This is a genomic window from Streptomyces mobaraensis (assembly GCF_020099395.1).
GTDB lineage: Bacteria > Actinomycetota > Actinomycetes > Streptomycetales > Streptomycetaceae > Streptomyces.
In genome coordinates this window covers 6,284,572-6,303,141 of record NZ_CP083590.1, presented here as the reverse complement: position 1 = coordinate 6,303,141, position 18,570 = coordinate 6,284,572, and the positions used below count along the sequence as shown (strand labels likewise).

Here is an 18,570-nt window from a genome sequence, read left to right as displayed (position 1 = left end):
TGATCATTGGCGGCTCCGGACGAGAGCTGCGCTCGTGCACGGACCGGTGTCAGTTTATCCGGCCTTTGCTCCCTGCGGACCTCCTGTCCAGCATCACTAAGGACCCGACTAGTGACACTCGTCACCCTGTTCGCCGCTGGCGCATGCGCACGGGTTATGCCAGGCGACCGGCGACGAGGTCCCAGACGACGTCCGCCAGATCCTCCTTCGGGCCGTGCGGGACGGGGGTCTCGCCGCCGTCGGCGGCCAGGACGACGGCCTCGTTCTCCGCCGAGCCGAAGGTCCGGCTCTCCCCCACCTCGTTGACCACGAGAAGGTCGCACCCCTTGCGGGCGAGCTTGGCGCGGCCGTTGACCAGGACGTCGTCCGTCTCGGCCGCGAAGCCCACGACGACCTGCCCGGGCCGGGCCCGGTCCGCCGACAGCTCGGCGAGGACGTCCGGATTGCGGACGAGCTCGACGGGTGCCGGCTCCTCGCCGTCCCGCTTCTTGATCTTGCCGGGCGCGTACTGGGCGGGCCGGAAGTCGGCGACCGCGGCGGCCATCACCACGGCGTCAGCGTCGGCCGCGGCCTTGAGCACCGCCTCCCGCAGCTGCACCGCCGTCCCCACCCGCACCACGTCCGCGCCGGCCGGGTCGGGCAGCTCGCTGTTGGCCGCCACCAGCGTGACCCGGGCGCCGCGCGCCACGGCGGTACGGGCCAGGGCGTAGCCCTGCCGGCCGGAGGAGCGGTTGCCGAGGTAGCGGACCGGGTCCAGGGGCTCGCGGGTGCCGCCGGCGCTGATCACCACGTGCCGGCCGGCCAGGTCCCGTCCGCCGGTGCCGCGGGCGAGCACGCGCCGGCAGATCTCGAAGATCTCGGCGGGCTCGGGGAAGCGGCCCTTGCCGGTGTCCACGCCGGTCAGCCGGCCGACGGCGGGCTCGACGACGACGGCACCCCGGCGGCGGAGGGTGGCCACGTTCTCCTGGGTGGCCTGGTTCTCCCACATCTCGGTGTGCATGGCGGGCACGAAGACCACCGGACAGCGGGCGGTGAGGAGGGTGTTGGTCAGCAGGTCGTCGGCGAGGCCGTGGGCGGCCTTGGCCAGCATGTCGGCGGTGCAGGGGGCGACCACGACGAGGTCGGCCTGCTGGCCGATCCGCACGTGCGGCACCTCGTGGACGCTCTCCCACACCTCGGTGCCGGCCGGGTGCCCGGACAGCGCGGACCAGGTGGCCTCGCCGACGAAGTGCAGCGCCGAGGCCGTCGGGACGACGCGTACGTCGTGGCCCGACTCGGTGAGCCGGCGCAGCAGCTCACACGCCTTGTAGGCGGCGATCCCGCCGCTGACCCCCAGCACGACCTTGGGCTTGTCCATCGCTCGCCTCTCCCCGGCTCTCGTTGTGCAGGCTTCCATGACACACCAAGGGCCCGGCAGTGGTGCTGCCGGGCCCTCGGTGAACGTATCCCGTCGCTTGTCGCGCGGAGTCGCTTACTGCGCGGAGTCGCTTACTGCGCCGGGGCCTCGATGGCCTCGGAGGTGAGCAGACCCGCGTTGATCTCGCGGAGCGCGATGGAGAGCGGCTTCTCGTGGACGTGGGTGTCCACCAGCGGACCGACGTACTCCAGCAGGCCCTCGCCGAGCTGCGAGTAGTACGCGTTGATCTGGCGCGCGCGCTTGGCGGCGTAGATCACGAGGCTGTACTTCGAGTCGGTCGCTTCGAGCAGCTCATCAATCGGCGGGTTGATGATGCCCTCGGGCGCGGTGATGGAAGAGGACACTCTCTGCCTTCCGAAGGGGGGTGAAGAAAGTCGTGATGCGCGAATGGGGCGGACCGGGTGTACGGGACGTACGGGGTGTACCCCTGCTCATCGGAGCAAGGCTAGCAGCTCCCGCGCGACGTCCTCGACGGAGGTGTTGACCAGGGTGGTGTCGAACTCCGACTCCGCCGCCAGCTCGGTACGGGCCGCGGCCAGCCGCCGCTCGATGACCTCGGGCGACTCGGTCCCCCGGCCGGTGAGCCGGCGGACCAGCTCGTCCCAGCTCGGCGGCGCGAGGAAGACCAGCTGGGCGTCCTCCATGGACGCGCGGACCTGCCGGGCGCCCTGCAGGTCGATCTCCAGCAGCACCGGCTCGCCGGCCTCCAGGCGGTCCAGGACCGCCTGGCGCGGCGTGCCGTACCGGTTGCCGGCGAACTCGGCCCACTCCAGCAGCTCTCCGTTGGCGACGAGCTTGTCGAACTCCGTGTCGTCGACGAAGAAGTACTGGACACCCTCCCGCTCGCCGGGGCGCGGCTTGCGGGTGGTGCAGGACACCGAGAGCCACACCTCGGGGTGGGCCTTGCGCATGTGGGCGACGACCGTGCTCTTGCCGACCCCGGAGGGGCCGGAGAGCACGGTCAGCCGCGGACGTCTGGCCGGGGGGACGGGGGTCGTCCCCCGGGAGACTGCAGTACTCATGCAGCGATTATCCCGGTTCCCGGGAGTGCCCGGTAACGTCAGGCCGCGGTGCTGCCGAACTCCCGCTCAAGAGCCGCGATCTGGTTCGTACCGAGCCCGCGGACACGGCGGCTCTCGGAGATCCCGAGCCGCTCCATGATCTGCTTGGCGCGGACCTTGCCCACGCCGGGCAGGCTCTCCAGGAGGGCGCTGACCTTCATCTTGCCGATGACGTCGTCCTCCTGGCCCTGCTTGATCACGTCGTGCAGCGAGGCGCCGGAGTGCTTGAGCCGATTCTTGACCTCGGCGCGGGCCCGGCGAGCCGCGGCGGCCTTTTCGAGCGCGGCTGCGCGCTGTTCAGGGGTAAGGGGCGGAAGAGCCACGCCTACGTCACCTCGGATGTCGAACTGTCGGATAAGGACCGGTGAGAACCTAGTCGGCCCACACCTGGGGAGCAACGAGCAACGCGCTTGCACGTTCGCTCTTGTCGGAGACTAGCGGCCGATCCCGCTCCAGTCAGCGAGAACAGCGGAAAAGTCCTGGTCAGCCTTGCTCGACCAGGACTTTTTCGGACATAGCGGCCGGGGAAATCGCGACAGGACGCCGAGATCAGCCCGCGCCGACCGCCTCCCGCACCTCGTCCGCGAACCGCTCCGCGCTCTCCCGCAGGGCCGCGACGTCGGGTCCGTGCCGGAGCACGCCCCGGCTCACGTTGGGGACGACGTCCCGGACCGCCGCGCCGAAGACCTTCGGCAGGTCCGCCGCGGTGGCGCCCTGGGCGCCGATGCCGGGGGCGAGCAGCGGGCCGCCGATGGCCGGATCGACGCCGGCCGCGGCGAGCCCGCCGGCGAGCGTGGCCCCGACGACCGCGCCGAAGGAGCCCATCGGGGCGGCGTCGGCGTTCTCGGCGCGGAGGTGGTCCAGCATCGTCGCGGCGACGCTCCGCCCGTCCGCGCGGAGCGCGTGCTGCACCTCGGCGCCCTCCGGGTTGGAGGTGAGGGCGAGCACGAAGACGCCGGTGCCGGTCGAGCGGGCCAGGTCCAGCGCGGGACGCAGGGCGCCGTAGCCGAGGTACGGGCTGACGGTGACCGCGTCGGAGAAGAGCGGCGCGGCGGGGTCGAGGTAGGTCTCGGCGTAGGCGGCCATGGTGGAGCCGATGTCGCCGCGCTTCGCGTCCATCAGCACCAGGGCGCCGGCGGCGCGGGCGTCGGCGACGGCCCGCTCCAGGACGGCGATGCCGCGCGAGCCGAAGCGCTCGAAGAAGGCGGACTGGGGCTTGAGGACGGCCACTCGGTCGGCCAGCGCCTCCACGGTGGTGCGCGCGAACCGCTCCAGGCCCGCGATGTCGTCGCCGAGGCCCCAGGCGGAGAGCAGGGCGGCGTGCGGGTCGATGCCGACGCAGAGCGGGCCGCGTTCGTCCATGGCGCGGCGCAGGCGGGCGCCGAAGGGCTCCAGGGGGGGCACGGGAGTCACGCGGACACCTTCCGGTGCTCGGCGCCGACCGCGTCGGCGAGGGTGGCGTAGGGGCTGGCGGCCAGCTTCTCGGCGAGGCCGCGGTGGAGGGCGCGGCACCAGAAGGGGCCCTCGTAGATGAAGGCGCTGTAGCCCTGGACCAGGGTGGCGCCGGCCAGGATGCGCTCCCAGACGTCGTCGGCGGTCTCGACGCCGCCCACGCCGACGAGGGTGATGCGGTCGCCGACGCGGGCGTACAGCCGGCGCAGGACCTCCAGCGAGCGCTCCTTGAGGGGGGCGCCCGAGAGGCCGCCCGCGCCGATGGCCTCGACCGTGCGCTGCGGGGTGCGCAGTCCGAGGCCGTCGCGGGCGATGGTGGTGTTGGTGGCGATGATGCCGTCGAGGCCGAGTTCGACGGCGAGGTCGGCGACGGCGTCGACGTCCTCGTCGGCGAGGTCGGGGGCGATCTTCACCAGCAGCGGGACACGCCGGTCGGTGACGGTACGGTCGGCGGCCTCGCGGACGGCCGTGAGGAGCGGGCGGAGCGCCTCGGTGGCCTGGAGGTCGCGCAGCCCGGGGGTGTTGGGCGAGGAGACGTTGACGACCAGGTAGTCGGCGTGGGCGGCCAGCCGCTCGGTGGAGGTGACGTAGTCGGCGACGGCCTCCGCCTCGGGGACGATCTTCGTCTTGCCGATGTTGACGCCGACGGTCGTCCGAAACACCGGATTCCGCTCGGCCAGGCGACGGGCGACGGCTGCGGAGCCGTCGTTGTTGAAGCCCATGCGGTTGATCAGCGCGCGGTCGGCGACCAGGCGGAACAGCCGCTTCTTGGGGTTGCCGGGCTGCGGCTGGGCGGTGACGGTGCCGATCTCGACGTGGTCGAAGCCGAGCATGGCCATGCCGTCGATGGCGGCGGCGTTCTTGTCGAAGCCGGCGGCGAGGCCGAAGGGGCCGTGCATCCGCAGGCCCAGGGCCTCGGTGCGCAGTTCCTTGTGGCGGGGGGCGAGGACGGCGGCGACGAGGGTGCGCAGGACGGGGATCCGGGCGGCCAGGCGGATCCAGCCGAAGGCCAGGTGATGGGCCTGCTCGGGGTCCATGCGGCGGAAGACCAGCCGGAAGAGGATTCGGTACATTTCGGGCCTTCTGGGCAGCAGAGAAGGGGACGGAGGGCTTACGGAGAGGGGGACACCTCCCGGTGTCCCCCTCCGCGTCCTACGCCTCGCGGGCGGCGGTCAGCCGGCGCGCGTGCTCCTGGAGCGAGCGCACGCCCACCTCACCGCGGGACAGCGCCTCGATGCCCTGGACGGCGGCGGCCAGCGCCTGGACCGTGGTCAGGCAGGGCACCCCGCGGGAGACGGCGGCGGTACGGATCTCGTAGCCGTCGAGCCGCCCGCCGGTGCCGTACGGGGTGTTGACGATCAGGTCGACCTTGCCGTCGTGGATCAGCTGGACGATCGTCTTCTCGCCGTTCGGGCCCTCGCCCTCGCTCAGCTTGCGGACGACGGTCGCCTTGATGCCGTTGCGCCGCAGCACCTCGGCGGTGCCGGAGGTGGCCAGCAGCTCGAAGCCGTGGGCGACCAGCTCCCGGGCCGGGAAGATCATCGAGCGCTTGTCCCGGTTGGCGACCGACACGAACGCCCGGCCCCCGGTGGGCAGCGCGCCGTAGGCCCCCGCCTGCGACTTGGCGTACGCCGTGCCGAAGACGTCGTCGATGCCCATGACCTCGCCCGTGGACCGCATCTCCGGGCCCAGGACGGTGTCCACACCGCGGCCGGAGGTGTCGCGGAACCGCGTCCACGGCATCACGGCCTCCTTGACCGAGATCGGCGCGTCCAGCGGCAGCGTGCCGCCGTCACCCTGCGCCGGGAGCATCCCCTCGGCGCGCAGCTCGGCGACGGTGGCGCCCAGCGAGATCCGCGCGGCGGCCTTGGCCAGCGGCACCGCGGTCGCCTTCGAGGTGAAGGGGACGGTGCGCGAGGCGCGCGGGTTGGCCTCCAGGACGTAGAGGATGTCCCCGGCCATCGCGAACTGGATGTTGATCAGACCGCGGACGCCCACGCCCTTGGCGATCGCCTCCGTGGAGGTGCGCAGCCGCTTGATGTCGTGGCCGCCCAGGGTGATCGGGGGCAGCGCGCAGGCCGAGTCGCCGGAGTGGATGCCGGCCTCCTCGATGTGCTCCATGACGCCGCCGAGGTAGAGCTCGTGGCCGTCGTAGAGCGCGTCCACGTCGATCTCTATGGCGTCGTCCAGGAAGCGGTCGATCAGCACCGGGTGCTCGGAGATCAGGCCCGCGTGCCGCTCCAGGTAGCCGGCCAGCGAGGGCTCGTCGTAGACGATCTCCATGCCGCGCCCGCCGAGCACGTAGGACGGCCGGACCATGACCGGGTAGCCGATCTCGGCGGCGATGGACTTCGCCTCGTCGAAGGAGAAGGCCGTGCCGTACTTGGGCGCCGGCAGCCCGGCCTCGGTGAGGACGCGGCCGAAGGCGCCGCGCTCCTCGGCCAGGTCGATGGCCTCGGGCGAGGTGCCGACGATCGGCACGCCGTTGTCCTTGAGCGCCTGCGCCAGGCCCAGCGGCGTCTGCCCGCCGAGCTGCACGATCACACCGGCGACCGGGCCCGCCTGCTGCTCGGCGTGCACGATCTCCAGCACGTCCTCCAGGGTGAGCGGCTCGAAGTAGAGCCGGTCGGAGGTGTCGTAGTCGGTGGAGACGGTCTCCGGGTTGCAGTTGACCATCACGGTCTCGTAGCCGGCGTCGCTGAGCGCGAAGGAGGCGTGGACGCAGGAGTAGTCGAACTCGATGCCCTGGCCGATGCGGTTCGGGCCGGAGCCCAGGATGATCACCGCGGGCTTCTCGCGCGGCGCGACCTCGCTCTCCTCGTCGTACGAGGAGTAGAAATACGGGGTCCGGGCCGCGAACTCGGCGGCACAGGTGTCCACCGTCTTGTACACCGGGCGGACGCCCAGCGCGTGCCGCACCTCGCGGACGACCTTCTCGCCGACCCCGCGGATCGCGGCGATCTGGACGTCGGAGAAGCCGTGCCGCTTGGCCTCGGCCAGCAGCTCCGGCTCCAGGGTGTCGGCCTCGGCGAGCTCCTGGGCGACCTCGTGGAGCAGGAACAGCTGGTCCACGAACCAGGGGTCGATCCGGGTGGACTCGAAGACCTCGGCCTGGGTGGCGCCGGCCCGGATGGCGGCCATGACGGTGTTGATCCGCCCGTCCGTCGGGACGGCCGCCTTGGCCAGCAGCTCGGTCTTGTCGCCGGGCTCCGAGACGAAGTCGAACTGCGAGCCCTTCTTCTCCAGCGAGCGCAGCGCCTTCTGCAGCGCCTCGGTGAAGTTCCGGCCGATGGCCATGGCCTCGCCCACCGACTTCATGGTGGTGGTGAGGGTGGCGTCGGCGGCCGGGAACTTCTCGAAGGCGAAGCGCGGGGCCTTGACCACGACGTAGTCGAGCGTCGGCTCGAAGGAGGCCGGGGTCTGCTCGGTGATGTCGTTGGGGATCTCGTCCAGCGTGTAGCCGACGGCGAGCCGGGCCGCGATCTTCGCGATCGGGAAGCCGGTGGCCTTGGAGGCCAGCGCGGAGGAGCGGGAGACGCGCGGGTTCATCTCGATGACGATGACCCGGCCGTCCTCGGGGTTGACCGCGAACTGGATGTTGCAGCCGCCGGTGTCCACGCCGACCTCGCGGATGACCTCGATGCCGATGTCGCGCAGCACCTGGTACTCGCGGTCGGTGAGGGTCATCGCCGGGGCGACGGTGATCGAGTCACCGGTGTGCACGCCCATCGGGTCGAAGTTCTCGATGGAGCAGACGACCACGACGTTGTCGTTGCGGTCGCGCATCAGCTCCAGCTCGTACTCCTTCCAGCCGAGGATGGACTCCTCCAGGAGCACCTCGGTGGTCGGGGAGAGCGTGAGGCCCTGGCCGGCGATGCGGCGCAGCTCCTCCTCGTCGTGGGCGAAGCCGGAGCCGGCGCCGCCCATGGTGAAGGAGGGGCGGACGACGACCGGGTAGCCGCCGAGCGTCTCGACGCCGGCGAGCACCTCGTCCATCGTGTGGCAGATGACCGAGCGGGCGGACTCGCCGTGCCCGATCCGGGCGTGCACGGCCTCGACGACGGCCTTGAACTGCTCGCGGTCCTCGCCCTTGTGGATCGCCTCCACATTGGCGCCGATCAGCTCGACGTCGTACTTCTCCAGCGTGCCCGCCTCGTGCAGCGAGATCGCGGTGTTGAGCGCGGTCTGGCCGCCCAGGGTGGGCAGCAGGGCGTCGGGGCGCTCCTTGGCGATGATCCGCTCGACGAACTCGGGGGTGATCGGCTCGACGTATGTGGCGTCGGCGATCTCCGGGTCGGTCATGATCGTGGCCGGGTTGGAGTTGACCAGGATGACCCGCAGGCCCTCGGCCTTGAGGACCCGGCACGCCTGGGTGCCGGAGTAGTCGAACTCGGCCGCCTGACCGATGACGATCGGGCCGGAGCCGATGACCAGAACGGACTGGATGTCGGTGCGCTTAGGCACGCTGGCCCTCCATCAGGGAGACGAAGCGGTCGAACAGGTAGGCCGCGTCGTGCGGGCCCGCTGCGGCTTCGGGGTGGTACTGGACGCTGAAGGCCGGCCGGTCGAGCAGCCGGAGCCCCTCGACCACGTCGTCGTTGAGGCAGACGTGGGAGACCTCGACGCGGCCGTAGGGGGTGTCGGCCGGCCCGTCGAGCGGGGCGTCGACGGCGAAGCCGTGGTTGTGCGCGGTGACCTCGACCTTGCCGGTCGTCCGGTCCTGCACGGGCTGGTTGATGCCGCGGTGGCCGTACTTCAGCTTGTAGGTGCCGAAGCCCAGCGCGCGGCCGAGGATCTGGTTGCCGAAGCAGATGCCGAAGAGCGGGGTCTTCCGCTCCAGCACCGCCCGCATCACCGCGACCGGGTGGTCGGCGGTGGCCGGGTCGCCCGGGCCGTTGGAGAAGAACACGCCGTCCGGGTCGACCGCGTAGACGTCCTCGACGGTCGCGGTGGCGGGCAGCACGTGGACCTCTATGCCGCGCTCGGCCATCCGGTGCGGGGTCATGCCCTTGATGCCCAGGTCGATCGCGGCGACGGTGTACTTCCGCTCGCCGACGGCCGGGACGACGTAGGTCTCCTTGGTGGCGACCTCGGCGGAGAGGTCCGCGCCCGCCATCTCCGGGGCCTGCCGCACCCGCTCCAGCATGGCGTCCTCGCCCGGCAGGGTCGCGCCGGAGAAGATCCCGACCCGCATGGCGCCGCGCTCGCGCAGGTGGCGGGTGAGGGCGCGGGTGTCGATGCCGCTGATCCCGACGACGCCCTGGCGCTCCAGCTCCTCGTCGAGGGAGCGGCGCGAGCGCCAGTTCGACGGGGTGCGGGCGGGGTCGCGGACCACGTAGCCGGCCACCCAGATGCGGGACGACTCGGGGTCCTCGTCGTTGACGCCGGTGTTGCCGACGTGCGGGGCGGTCATCACGACCACCTGGCGGTGGTACGAGGGGTCGGTGAGGGTCTCCTGGTAGCCGGTCATGCCGGTGGAGAACACGGCCTCGCCGAAGGTGGTGCCCACGGCCCCGTAGGCCCGGCCGCGGAAGACGCGGCCGTCCTCCAGGACGAGTACGGCGGGAAGCGCCCCTTTCCTCTGCGAGGGGTTCCCCGGGTGCGAGGTCGTCATCGTGCGCCTTCCGTCGTGCTGTTCAGGTTCTGCGGGGTGGTGAGCTCCTCGACCCAGGCCGGGTGCTCCGCCACACGATCGGCCCGGAAGCCCGAGTCGATCAGCCGGTCGCCGTGCTGCCAGGTGATCACCAGCAGGCCGCCCTCGGTGAGGACCTTGCCGGCGATGCCCTTGTCGAGGCGGGCGCCGCGTACGGCGTCGGCGGGGATCAGGAAGTCCGTGGCGCCGGGGCGCAGCACGCTCACGCCCTCCTCGGTGAGGGTGAGCTCGGCGCGGCTGCGGGTGCCGAGGCCCCCGGCGACGATGCGGTCCAGCCACTGTCCGGCGGTGGTGGAGCCGTGGTAGCGGCCGCTGAGGGTGAGCCGGGCCGGGCCCGGCTCCTCCGGGACGGCGGGCAGCGGGGGCAGGTCGCCCTGGAGCGTGCCGCGCCACTTCCAGCCCTCGCGCATCAGCCAGTAGAGGAGCGCGATGAAGAGCAGCAGACCCACGACCCAGCCGGCGCGCGCCGCCCAGTCGGTGACGGCCTGCGACTTCTGCTCGTCCGCGAGGTTGGAGATCGCGAGGTTGGTGATCAAAGGTGTCACGTCAGATTCCCGTCAGCTTCCCGTCGGCGACCGTCGCCCGGCCCCGCAGGAAGGTGTGGGTGACGCGCCCCGGCAGCTCGCGGCCCTCGTAGGGGGTGTTGCGGCTGCGGGAGGCGAAGCCCGCGGGGTCCACGACACCACGGTAAGCGGAATCGACCAGGGTGAGGTTGGCGGGCTCACCGGCGGCCACGGGCCGGCCGTGTCCGGCGAGGCGGCCGATGCGGGCCGGGGTGAAGGACATCCGGTCGGCGACGCCCGCCCAGTCCAGCAGGCCGGTCTCGACCATGGTGTGCTGGACGACCGAGAGAGCGGTCTCCAGGCCCACCATGCCCATGGCCGCGGCGCCCCACTCGCAGTCCTTGTCCTCGTGCGGGTGCGGGGCGTGGTCGGTGGCCACGCAGTCGATCGTCCCATCGGCGAGCGCCTCGCGCAGGGCCATGACGTCGGCCTCGGTGCGCAGCGGCGGGTTCACCTTGTAGACGGGGTTGTACGAGCGGACGAGCTCGTCGGTGAGGAGCAGGTGGTGCGGGGTGACCTCGGCGGTGACGTTCCAGCCCTTGGACTTGGCCCAGCGGACGATCTCCACCGAGCCGGCCGTCGAGAGGTGGCAGACGTGCAGGCGGGAGCCGACGTGAGCGGCGAGCAGCACGTCGCGGGCGATGATCGACTCCTCGGCGACGGCCGGCCAGCCGCCCAGACCCAGCTCCGCGGAGACGACGCCCTCGTTCATCTGGGCGCCCTCGGTAAGCCGCGGCTCCTGGGCGTGCTGGGCGACGACGCCGTCGAACGCCTTCACGTACTCCAGGGCGCGCCGCATGATCACGGCGTCGTCCACGCACTTGCCGTCGTCGGAGAAGACCCGGACGCCGGCGGCGGAGTCGTGCATGGCGCCGAGCTCAGCGAGCTTCTTGCCCTCCAGGCCGACGGTGACGGCGCCGACGGGCTGCACGTCGCAGTAGCCGGACTCCTTGCCGAGCCGCCAGACCTGCTCGACGACGCCGGCGGTGTCGGCGACCGGGAAGGTGTTGGCCATGGCGTGCACGGCGGTGTAGCCGCCGACGGCGGCGGCGCGGGTGCCGGTGAGGACGGTCTCGGAGTCCTCGCGGCCGGGCTCGCGGAGGTGGGTGTGCAGGTCGACCAGGCCGGGCAGCAGGACCTTGCCGTCGGCCTCGATCACGGTCGCGCCGTCGGCCTCGATGCCGTTGCCGACGCGGGCGATGGTCTCGCCGTCGATCAGGACGTCCTGGGCGGGGCCGCCGAGCACCTTGGCACCGCGGATAAGGATCTGGGGCATTACTTGTTCTCCTCGGTGCGGGTGTTCGTGTTCGTGGCGGCGGACTCCGAGCCGACGGCGGACTCCGAGCCGCCGAGCAGCAGGTAGAGGACGGCCATCCGGATGGAGACGCCGTTGGTGACCTGCTCGACCGCCGTGCAGCGGCGGGAGTCGGCGACCTCGGCGGTGATCTCCATGCCGCGGTTCATCGGACCCGGGTGCATGACGATCGCGTCCTCGGGCATCCTCCCCATCCGCTGGCCGTCGAGGCCGTAGCGGCGCGCGTACTCGCGCTCGGTGGGGAAGAACGCGGCGTTCATCCGCTCGCGCTGGACGCGCAGCATCATCACGGCGTCGGACTTGGGGAGCACCGCGTCCAGGTCGTAGGAGACCTCGCAGGGCCAGTGCTCGACGCCGATGGGCACCAGGGTGGGCGGTGCGACGAGAGTGACCTCCGCGCCCAGCGTGGTGAGCAGGTGGACGTTGGACCGGGCGACGCGGCTGTGCAGGATGTCGCCGACGACCGTGATCCGGCGGCCGTCCAGGTCCTTGCCGATCCCGGCGTCAGGGCCGACCAGGCGGCGGCGCAGGGTGAAGGCGTCCAGCAGGGCCTGGGTGGGGTGCTCGTGGGTGCCGTCGCCGGCGTTCACCACCGAGCCGTTGATCCAGCCGGAGGTGGCCAGCCGGTGCGGGGCGCCGGAGTCGTGGTGGCGGATGACGACGGCGTCGGCGCCCATCGCCTCCAGGGTGAGCGCGGTGTCCTTCAGGGACTCGCCCTTGGAGACCGAGGAGCCCTTGGCGGAGAAGTTGATGACGTCGGCGGAGAGCCGCTTGGCGGCGGCCTCGAAGGAGATGCGGGTCCGCGTCGAGTCCTCGAAGAAGAGGTTGACGACGGTCCGGCCGCGCAGGGTCGGCAGCTTCTTGATCGGCCGGTCCGCGACGCGGGCCATCTCCTCGGCGGTGTCGAGGATGAGGACGGCGTCGTCGCGGCTGAGGTCGGCGGCCGAGACGAGGTGGCCGCGGGTACGGGGGCTCCCCCCGGAGAGGTGCAGCATCCGGATGCTCCGTGGTTGAGGGTGTGCGTGAGGACGGCCGGGCGTGCGGCGTCGCGGGTCCGGGGTAGGGACCCGTACGGGGAGGCTGCTAGCGGCCCTCGGCCGGAGCGGTGGCACCGACGCCGAGGAGCACGCTGTCGCGCCCGTCCTCCTCGGTGAGCTGGACCTTGACCGTCTCGCGCAGCGACGTGGGGAGGTTCTTGCCGACGTAGTCGGCGCGGATCGGCAGCTCGCGGTGGCCGCGGTCGACCAGGACGGCGAGCTGGACCGCGCGGGGGCGCCCGATGTCGTTCAGGGCGTCCAGCGCGGCGCGGATGGTGCGGCCGGAGAAGAGCACGTCGTCGACGAGGACCACGAGACGGCCGTCGATGCCGTCGCCGGGGATCTCCGTGCGGGCCAGCGCCCGGGCCGGGCGGAGCCGCAGGTCGTCGCGGTACATGGTGATGTCGAGGGAGCCCACGGGCATGGTGGCGCCGGTGATCTCGGCCAGCTTCGCGGCCAGACGGTGGGCGAGGTAGACCCCTCGTGTGGGGATGCCGAGCAGGACGACATCGTCGGCGCCCTTGGCGCGTTCGACGATCTCGTGGGCGATGCGCGTGAGGACCCGGGCGATGTCCGGTGCTTCGAGCACGGGACGCGCGGGACCGGCCGCGGACGCGGTGGTGTCCATGAGAAACGGACCTCCTTCTCCGCCTCACAGGACGGACGTTAAAGGACGTCGGAATTGCGTGTCCCACAGTATCAGCCGTCCGGGGGTGCTCCGGCCGCGGCCCCTGACGGCGGAAGCCGTGGACCATTCGGCTTGACGAAGCCAGATTACGCTGCGTAACCTCACAGTGAGTTACCAGCCACGCGGCAGAGCCGCACATTGATACCGCGTCCGGGGAGCTTTATGTCCAGCGAATACGCCAAACAGCTCGGGGCCAAGCTCCGCGCCATCCGCACCCAGCAGGGCCTCTCACTCCATGGTGTCGAGGAGAAGTCCCAGGGCCGCTGGAAGGCCGTGGTGGTGGGCTCGTACGAGCGCGGCGACCGTGCCGTGACCGTGCAGCGCCTTGCCGAGCTGGCCGACTTCTACGGGGTGCCCGTCCAGGAGCTGCTGCCCGGCACCACGCCCGGTGGCGCGGCCGAGCCCCCGCCGAAGCTGGTCCTGGACCTGGAGCGCCTCGCCCACGTCCCGGCCGAGAAGGCGGGCCCGCTCCAGCGTTACGCGGCGACCATCCAGAGCCAGCGCGGCGACTACAACGGCAAGGTGCTGTCGATCCGCCAGGACGACCTGCGCACCCTCGCCGTGATCTACGACCAGTCGCCCTCGGTGCTCACCGAGCAGCTGATCAGCTGGGGCGTGCTCGACGCGGATGCGCGCCGCGCCGTGCAGCACGAGGACGCGTAGCCCTTCGGCTTGAATGCAGGTCCGTACGCACCACCGCCAGGGGGCGGGGAACCTTCCGGTTCCCCGCCCCCTGGCGGTTTGTCGATGTGGCGGTCGTGGCGCGTCAGGCCCGGCGGATGCCCGGCTTGAGCTCCTTGAACCGGCCGAGCAGGCCGTTGATGAAGGCCGGCGACTCGTCGGTGGAGAACTCCTTGGCGAGCTGCACCGCCTCGTCGATCGCCACCGCGTCGGGGGTCCCGTCCTCCCAGATGAGCTCGTAGGCCCCGAGCCGGACGATGTTCCGGTCGGCGGCCGGCATCCGGTCCAGGTCCCAGTCGACCGCGTAGGTCTCGATCAGCTCGTCGATCCGGGCGACGTGCTCGGCGTAGCCCTCGACCAGCTGCATCGTGTACTCGTTGACCGGCGGCTGCCGGTCGTCCGAGCGCGAGTGCCGGATCCAGTCGGCGAGGACGTCCAGCACGGACGCCTCTCGCTGGTCGGCCTCGAAGAGGATCTGGAAGGCGCGCTTCCGGGAGTTGCTGCGGGCGGCCACGGTTAGCTGTTCACCCGGCCGAGGTAATCGCCGGTACGCGTGTCGACCTTGATCTTCTCGCCCGTGCTGATGAACAGCGGGACCTGGATCTCGTAGCCGGTCTCCAGCTTGGCGGGCTTGGTGCCACCGGTGGAGCGGTCGCCCTGGACGCCCGGGTCGGTGTGCTCGATGGTGAGCTCGACGGCGGCCGGCAGCTCGACGTAGAGGACCGAGCCCTCGTTCTGCGCGACGACGGCCTCGAAGCCCTCGATCAGGAAGTTGGCGGCGTCACCGACGGTCTTGCGGTCGATGTGCAGCTGGTCGTACGTGTCCATGTCCATGAAGACGAAGTACTCGCCGTCCATGTACGAGAACTGCATACCGCGCTTGTCGACGTTGGCCGTCTCGACCTTCACACCGGCGTTGAAGGTCTTGTCCACCACCTTGCCGGAGAGCACGTTCTTGAGCTTCGTGCGGACGAAGGCGGGGCCCTTGCCGGGCTTGACGTGCTGGAACTCGACGACGGACCAGAGCTGGCCGCCTTCGAGCTTGAGCACCATGCCGTTCTTGAGGTCGTTCGTGGAAGCCACGGTTGCGGAATCTCCTGGACTGAAGCTGCGACCCCGAAGAGGCACGCGCTACAGCGCGAGCAGCTCCTTGGTCGTGATGGTGAGTAGCTCGGGACCGCCGTCCGCCTCGGGGCGGACGACGAGCGTGTCATCGATCCGGACGCCGCCCCGCCCCGGGAGGTGAACCCCCGGATCTACGGTGACCGGCACGCAAGCGTCCAGTTTACCCATGGCCGCGGGCGCGAGCCGAGGGTCCTCGCCGTTTTCGAGTCCGACCCCGTGCCCGATGCGCGGACCGAGCCGGTCGCCGTGGCCCGCGGCCTCCAGGACGCGCCGTGCCGCGCGGTCCACGTCCCGGTACGGCGTCCCCGGCAACAGCGCCTCCCGGCCGGCCCGCTGGGCCGCGAAGACCTGCTCGTACAGCTCGATCTGCCAGTCCGCCGGAGAGGTGCCGATGACGAAGGTACGGGCGATCTCGCTGTGGTAGCCGCGGTAGTCGGCACCCAGGCAGACCGAGAGGAAGTCACCCTCCTCCACCCGCCGGTCCGAGGGTACGTGCCCGGCCAGCCCGGAGTCGGGCCCGGTCCCCACCGAGGTGGGGAACGCCGGCCCGGACGCGCCGTGGTCCACCAGGCGGCGCTCCAGCTCCAGGGCGAGGTGCCGCTCGGTGCGGCCGACGAGGATGGACTCCAGCAGCTCCCCCAGCGCCTGGTCGGCGATCTCGGCGGCGATCCGCAGACAGGAGATCTCCTCCTCGTCCTTCACCAGCCGCTGCTGCTCCACGGCCGGCCCCAGGTCGTCCAGCCGCAGCCCCGGCGCGACGGCCCCCAGGGCACGGTGGCGGCGTACGGTCAGGTGGTGCTCCTCCACCGCCAGCGAGCCGGCCCCGGCCGCGGCGGCCCGCTCCGCGCCCGCGACCGCCGGGTCGCCCTCCGTGCCGGGCAGGACGAAGACGCGCAGATCGCCGGCGGGCCGGGCGGCCGACGCGGCGTCGAACGGGTCGGAGGCGCAGAGCAGCACGTCGTGGACGGGCCCGACCAGCAGGGCGGCGTCGGCCGGGGCATGGCCGGCGAGGTAGCGGACGTTGGCCGCGCCGGTGACCAGCGCGGCCTCGCTCCCGCTCGCCAGGCACCGCTCCAGCAGCCGTGAACGGCGCGCCGCGTACACGTCGGACATGCCCCGAGCGTACGTTCGGCGGCCGGAACCGGCCGCTCCGGCGCGTCCGACCGGGGTGCGGCGCGCGGTGCGGCTACCAGGCCGGCGGAGTGGCGAAGGAGCGGGCCACGGCCTCGTCGATGAGCCGCGCCGTGGTGGCCACGTCCTGCTGCGAGTTGTCGATGATCGGCAGCCCGGAGCCGTACCAGCCGGCCATCCGCCCGTGGATGCGCGCCACCTCCTCGTCGCCCAGCCGCCGGTTGCCTCGCCGCTCGGCGTTGCGCTCCAGCACCACATCGAGCCCCGGCAGCAGGACGACGGGCAGCAGGCCCGGGCCGACGTGCCGCTTCCAGCCGCCCAGGCCGACGGCGGGCCGGTCCGGGAAGACCGCGTCGTCGAGGATGCAGGAGATGCCGTTGGCCAGGAAGTTCCGGGCGGCGAAGCCGCAGGTGCGGCGGGCCAGCCGGTACTGGGCCTCGGACCGCTCGTTCCACCCGGCCTGCGGGTCGGCGAAACCGGCCCGCACCCACTCCCGGACGTCGTCCAGGCTGATGTGCGCCGTGGGCGCCCGGCGGGTGTCGGCCCAGTGCCGCGCCGCCGTGGTCTTCCCCGCTCCGGCCGGACCGATCAGGAGCACCGCGACGGGTGCGGTGGCGGGGTCCAAGGGCATCGGAGGGTGGGTGGGCGGCAGCGGCTGTCCCACTGGGTACTGCATCCGGTGGCACTCCGTCTCGTGCGGTGGGTCGTGTGGCGGGGGGTGCCCCGGTCCCGCCCCTTCGCCGATTCCTGGGGCTGCGCCCCAGACCCCCTTTTCGCGGCTTCGCCGCTCGTCCTCAAACGCCGGACAGGCTGATTTCAGCCCGCCGGGGGTGCGGGGGCGGAGCCCCCGCAAGAAACGGTGAAAGGGCGGGACCGGGGCACCCTACCCCCTCAACCCAGACGCTCCACTCAGCCGCGGAGTTCCTCCGCGAGCGCCCGCAACGCGAGCCGGTACGACCCGACACCGAACCCGGCGATCGTCCCGGACGCGACAGCGGAGATCACGGAGGTGTGCCGGAACGCCTCCCGCGCATGCGGATTGGAGATGTGCACCTCGATCAGCGGCGCGGTCCGCTGAGAGGCGGCGTCCCGCATCGCATACGAGTAATGCGTGAAAGCACCGGGATTGATCACGACGGGCACCCGCCCGTCCGCCGCCTCGTGCAGCCAGCGGACCAGCTCCCCCTCGTCGTTGGTCTCCCGCACGTCGACGTCGAAGCCGAGCTCCGCACCGAGCCGGGCGCACTCCTCGACGAGCCCGGCGTACGAGGTGGACCCGTAGACGTCGGGCTCGCGGGAGCCGAGCCGCCCGAGGTTGGGCCCATTCAGCACCAGGACCCGCTGAACGCCGCTCACGCCGCGATCTCCGCATGCGCGGCCAGCAGCATCGCCGGATCCGGAGCCTCCAGCACCACCGGCTTCGCCAGCCCGTCGAGCACGATGAAGCGCAGCCGGTCGCCCCGCGTCTTCTTGTCGATCTTCATCGTCTCCAGCAGCTTGGGCCACTGGTCGCCCCGGTAGGTCACCGGCAGTCCGACGGACTCCAGCACCGCGCGGTGCCGGTCGGCCGTCGCGTCGTCCAGCCGGCCGGCGATCCGGCCGAGTTCGGCGGCGAAGACCATGCCGACGGCGACGGCCGCGCCGTGCCGCCAGTTGTACCGCTCGTTCTTCTCGATGGCGTGGGCGAGGGTGTGCCCGTAGTTGAGGATCTCGCGGAGGCCGGACTCCTTGAGGTCCTGGGAGACGACGTCGGCCTTGACCCGGATGGCGCGCTCGATGAGCTCGGCGGTGTGCGCGCCGGACGGGGTGCGGGCGGCCGCGGGGTCGCTCTCGATCAGGTCGAGGATCACCGGGTCGGCGATGAAGCCGGCCTTGATGACCTCGGCGAGCCCGCTGACGTAGTCGTGGACCGGCAGCGACTCCAGCGCGGACAGGTCGCAGAGCACCCCGGCCGGCGGGTGGAAGGCGCCGACGAGGTTCTTGCCCTCGGCGGTGTTGATGCCGGTCTTGCCGCCGACGGCGGCGTCGACCATCGCCAGCACGGTGGTGGGCACCGCGATCCAGCGCACGCCGCGCAGCCAGGTGGCGGCGACGAAGCCGGCCAGGTCGGTGGTGGCGCCGCCGCCGACGCCGACGACGACGTCGGTGCGGGTGAAGCCGGACTGCCCGAGCGCCTTCCAGCAGTAGGCGGCGACCTCGGCGGTCTTGGCCTCCTCCGCGTTCGGCACCTGGATGGCGATGGCCTCGTAGCCCTGGTCGGCCAGGTCGGCGCGGAGCACCTCGCCGGTCTCGGCCAGCGCCTCCGGGTGCAGGACGGCCACGCGCCGGGCGTCCGTCCCGATGAGCGCGGGCAGTTCGCCCAGCAGCCGGTGCCCGATCAGGACCTCATACGGCGCGGTGCCGGCGGTGCCGGCGACCTGGATACGGGTGGGTGCGTCGGTCATGCG

At 71.9% G+C, this 18,570-nt stretch carries 19 protein-coding genes; 1 reads left to right on the top strand and 18 read right to left on the bottom strand.

Translation table 11 applies throughout. The features are described from left to right. Positions 1–154: 154 nt before the first annotated feature. The 12 genes from coaBC to pyrR all read right to left on the bottom strand — a co-directional run bounded on the left by coaBC (position 155) and on the right by pyrR (position 13,126). Positions 155–1,357 (bottom strand): bifunctional phosphopantothenoylcysteine decarboxylase/phosphopantothenate--cysteine ligase CoaBC, encoded by a 1,203-nt coding sequence (gene coaBC / locus K7I03_RS27930; protein ID WP_185946193.1) that lies wholly within the window; start codon positions 1,355–1,357, stop codon positions 155–157. 131 nt (positions 1,358–1,488) lie between these two features. Continuing rightward, a complete protein-coding gene (gene rpoZ, locus K7I03_RS27925; protein WP_004948662.1) occupies positions 1,489–1,761 on the bottom strand; it encodes a DNA-directed RNA polymerase subunit omega in 273 nt (90 codons plus the stop codon). 87 nt (positions 1,762–1,848) lie between these two features. Beyond that, entirely contained in the window at positions 1,849–2,439 is a 591-nt protein-coding gene (gene gmk / locus K7I03_RS27920) for a guanylate kinase (protein ID WP_051072658.1), read from the bottom strand. Positions 2,440–2,477: 38 nt separating this feature from the next. Beyond that, positions 2,478–2,801, bottom strand: coding sequence for an integration host factor, actinobacterial type (gene mihF / locus K7I03_RS27915; RefSeq protein WP_004948667.1), 324 nt, complete (start codon positions 2,799–2,801; stop codon positions 2,478–2,480). A gap of 226 nt (positions 2,802–3,027) precedes the next feature. Next, positions 3,028–3,882 carry an orotidine-5'-phosphate decarboxylase gene (pyrF, locus tag K7I03_RS27910; protein ID WP_185946198.1) on the bottom strand — a complete coding sequence of 285 codons (855 nt, stop codon included), beginning with the start codon at positions 3,880–3,882 and terminating at the stop codon, positions 3,028–3,030. A 5-nt stretch (positions 3,883–3,887) separates the two neighbouring features. Then, on the bottom strand, positions 3,888–5,003 hold the full coding sequence (locus tag K7I03_RS27905) for a quinone-dependent dihydroorotate dehydrogenase (protein ID WP_185946192.1): 1,116 nt from the start codon (positions 5,001–5,003) through the stop codon (positions 3,888–3,890). Between the two features lie 79 nt (positions 5,004–5,082). Beyond that, a complete protein-coding gene (carB, locus tag K7I03_RS27900) occupies positions 5,083–8,394 on the bottom strand; it encodes a carbamoyl-phosphate synthase large subunit (protein ID WP_185946191.1) in 3,312 nt (1,103 codons plus the stop codon). Continuing rightward, the gene (gene carA, locus K7I03_RS27895) at positions 8,387–9,544 is read right to left on the bottom strand and encodes a glutamine-hydrolyzing carbamoyl-phosphate synthase small subunit (protein WP_185946190.1); all 1,158 of its coding nucleotides are present in this window, start codon (positions 9,542–9,544) and stop codon (positions 8,387–8,389) included. Before carA ends, carB begins: the two co-directional genes overlap by 8 nt. Further along, positions 9,541–10,128 carry a PH-like domain-containing protein gene (locus K7I03_RS27890; protein ID WP_398858082.1) on the bottom strand — a complete coding sequence of 196 codons (588 nt, stop codon included), beginning with the start codon at positions 10,126–10,128 and terminating at the stop codon, positions 9,541–9,543. Before K7I03_RS27890 ends, carA begins: the two co-directional genes overlap by 4 nt. 1 nt (position 10,129) lies before the next feature. Continuing rightward, a complete protein-coding gene (locus K7I03_RS27885; protein WP_004948682.1) occupies positions 10,130–11,422 on the bottom strand; it encodes a dihydroorotase in 1,293 nt (430 codons plus the stop codon). Further along, the gene (locus K7I03_RS27880; protein WP_185946189.1) at positions 11,422–12,456 is read right to left on the bottom strand and encodes an aspartate carbamoyltransferase catalytic subunit; all 1,035 of its coding nucleotides are present in this window, start codon (positions 12,454–12,456) and stop codon (positions 11,422–11,424) included. Before K7I03_RS27880 ends, K7I03_RS27885 begins: the two co-directional genes overlap by 1 nt. Positions 12,457–12,544: 88 nt before the next feature. Further along, entirely contained in the window at positions 12,545–13,126 is a 582-nt protein-coding gene (gene pyrR, locus K7I03_RS27875) for a bifunctional pyr operon transcriptional regulator/uracil phosphoribosyltransferase PyrR (protein WP_185946188.1), read from the bottom strand. A 222-nt stretch (positions 13,127–13,348) separates the two neighbouring features. On the opposite strand from pyrR, the gene bldD reads away from it, so the two are divergent. Further along, entirely contained in the window at positions 13,349–13,849 is a 501-nt protein-coding gene (gene bldD, locus K7I03_RS27870) for a transcriptional regulator BldD (protein ID WP_004948690.1), read from the top strand. Between the two features lie 103 nt (positions 13,850–13,952). On the opposite strand, the gene nusB is transcribed toward bldD, so the two are convergent. The 6 genes from nusB to aroB all read right to left on the bottom strand — a co-directional run bounded on the left by nusB (position 13,953) and on the right by aroB (position 18,567). Beyond that, a complete protein-coding gene (nusB, locus tag K7I03_RS27865) occupies positions 13,953–14,381 on the bottom strand; it encodes a transcription antitermination factor NusB (RefSeq protein WP_185946187.1) in 429 nt (142 codons plus the stop codon). Between the two features lie 2 nt (positions 14,382–14,383). Continuing rightward, positions 14,384–14,950 (bottom strand): elongation factor P, encoded by a 567-nt coding sequence (gene efp, locus K7I03_RS27860; RefSeq protein ID WP_185946186.1) that lies wholly within the window; start codon positions 14,948–14,950, stop codon positions 14,384–14,386. A gap of 48 nt (positions 14,951–14,998) precedes the next feature. Continuing rightward, entirely contained in the window at positions 14,999–16,105 is a 1,107-nt protein-coding gene (locus K7I03_RS27855) for a M24 family metallopeptidase (protein WP_185946185.1), read from the bottom strand. A 73-nt stretch (positions 16,106–16,178) separates the two neighbouring features. Continuing rightward, positions 16,179–16,976: an AAA family ATPase gene (locus K7I03_RS27850; protein WP_398858077.1), complete on the bottom strand. Its 798-nt coding sequence runs from the start codon at positions 16,974–16,976 to the stop codon at positions 16,179–16,181. A 56-nt stretch (positions 16,977–17,032) separates the two neighbouring features. Continuing rightward, complete coding sequence (aroQ, locus tag K7I03_RS27845; RefSeq protein ID WP_185946184.1) at positions 17,033–17,479, bottom strand: type II 3-dehydroquinate dehydratase; 447 nt, start codon at positions 17,477–17,479, stop codon at positions 17,033–17,035. Further along, the gene (aroB, locus tag K7I03_RS27840) at positions 17,476–18,567 is read right to left on the bottom strand and encodes a 3-dehydroquinate synthase (RefSeq protein ID WP_185946183.1); all 1,092 of its coding nucleotides are present in this window, start codon (positions 18,565–18,567) and stop codon (positions 17,476–17,478) included. The genes aroQ and aroB overlap by 4 nt, the downstream gene beginning before the upstream one ends. Positions 18,568–18,570: the final 3 nt, after the last annotated feature.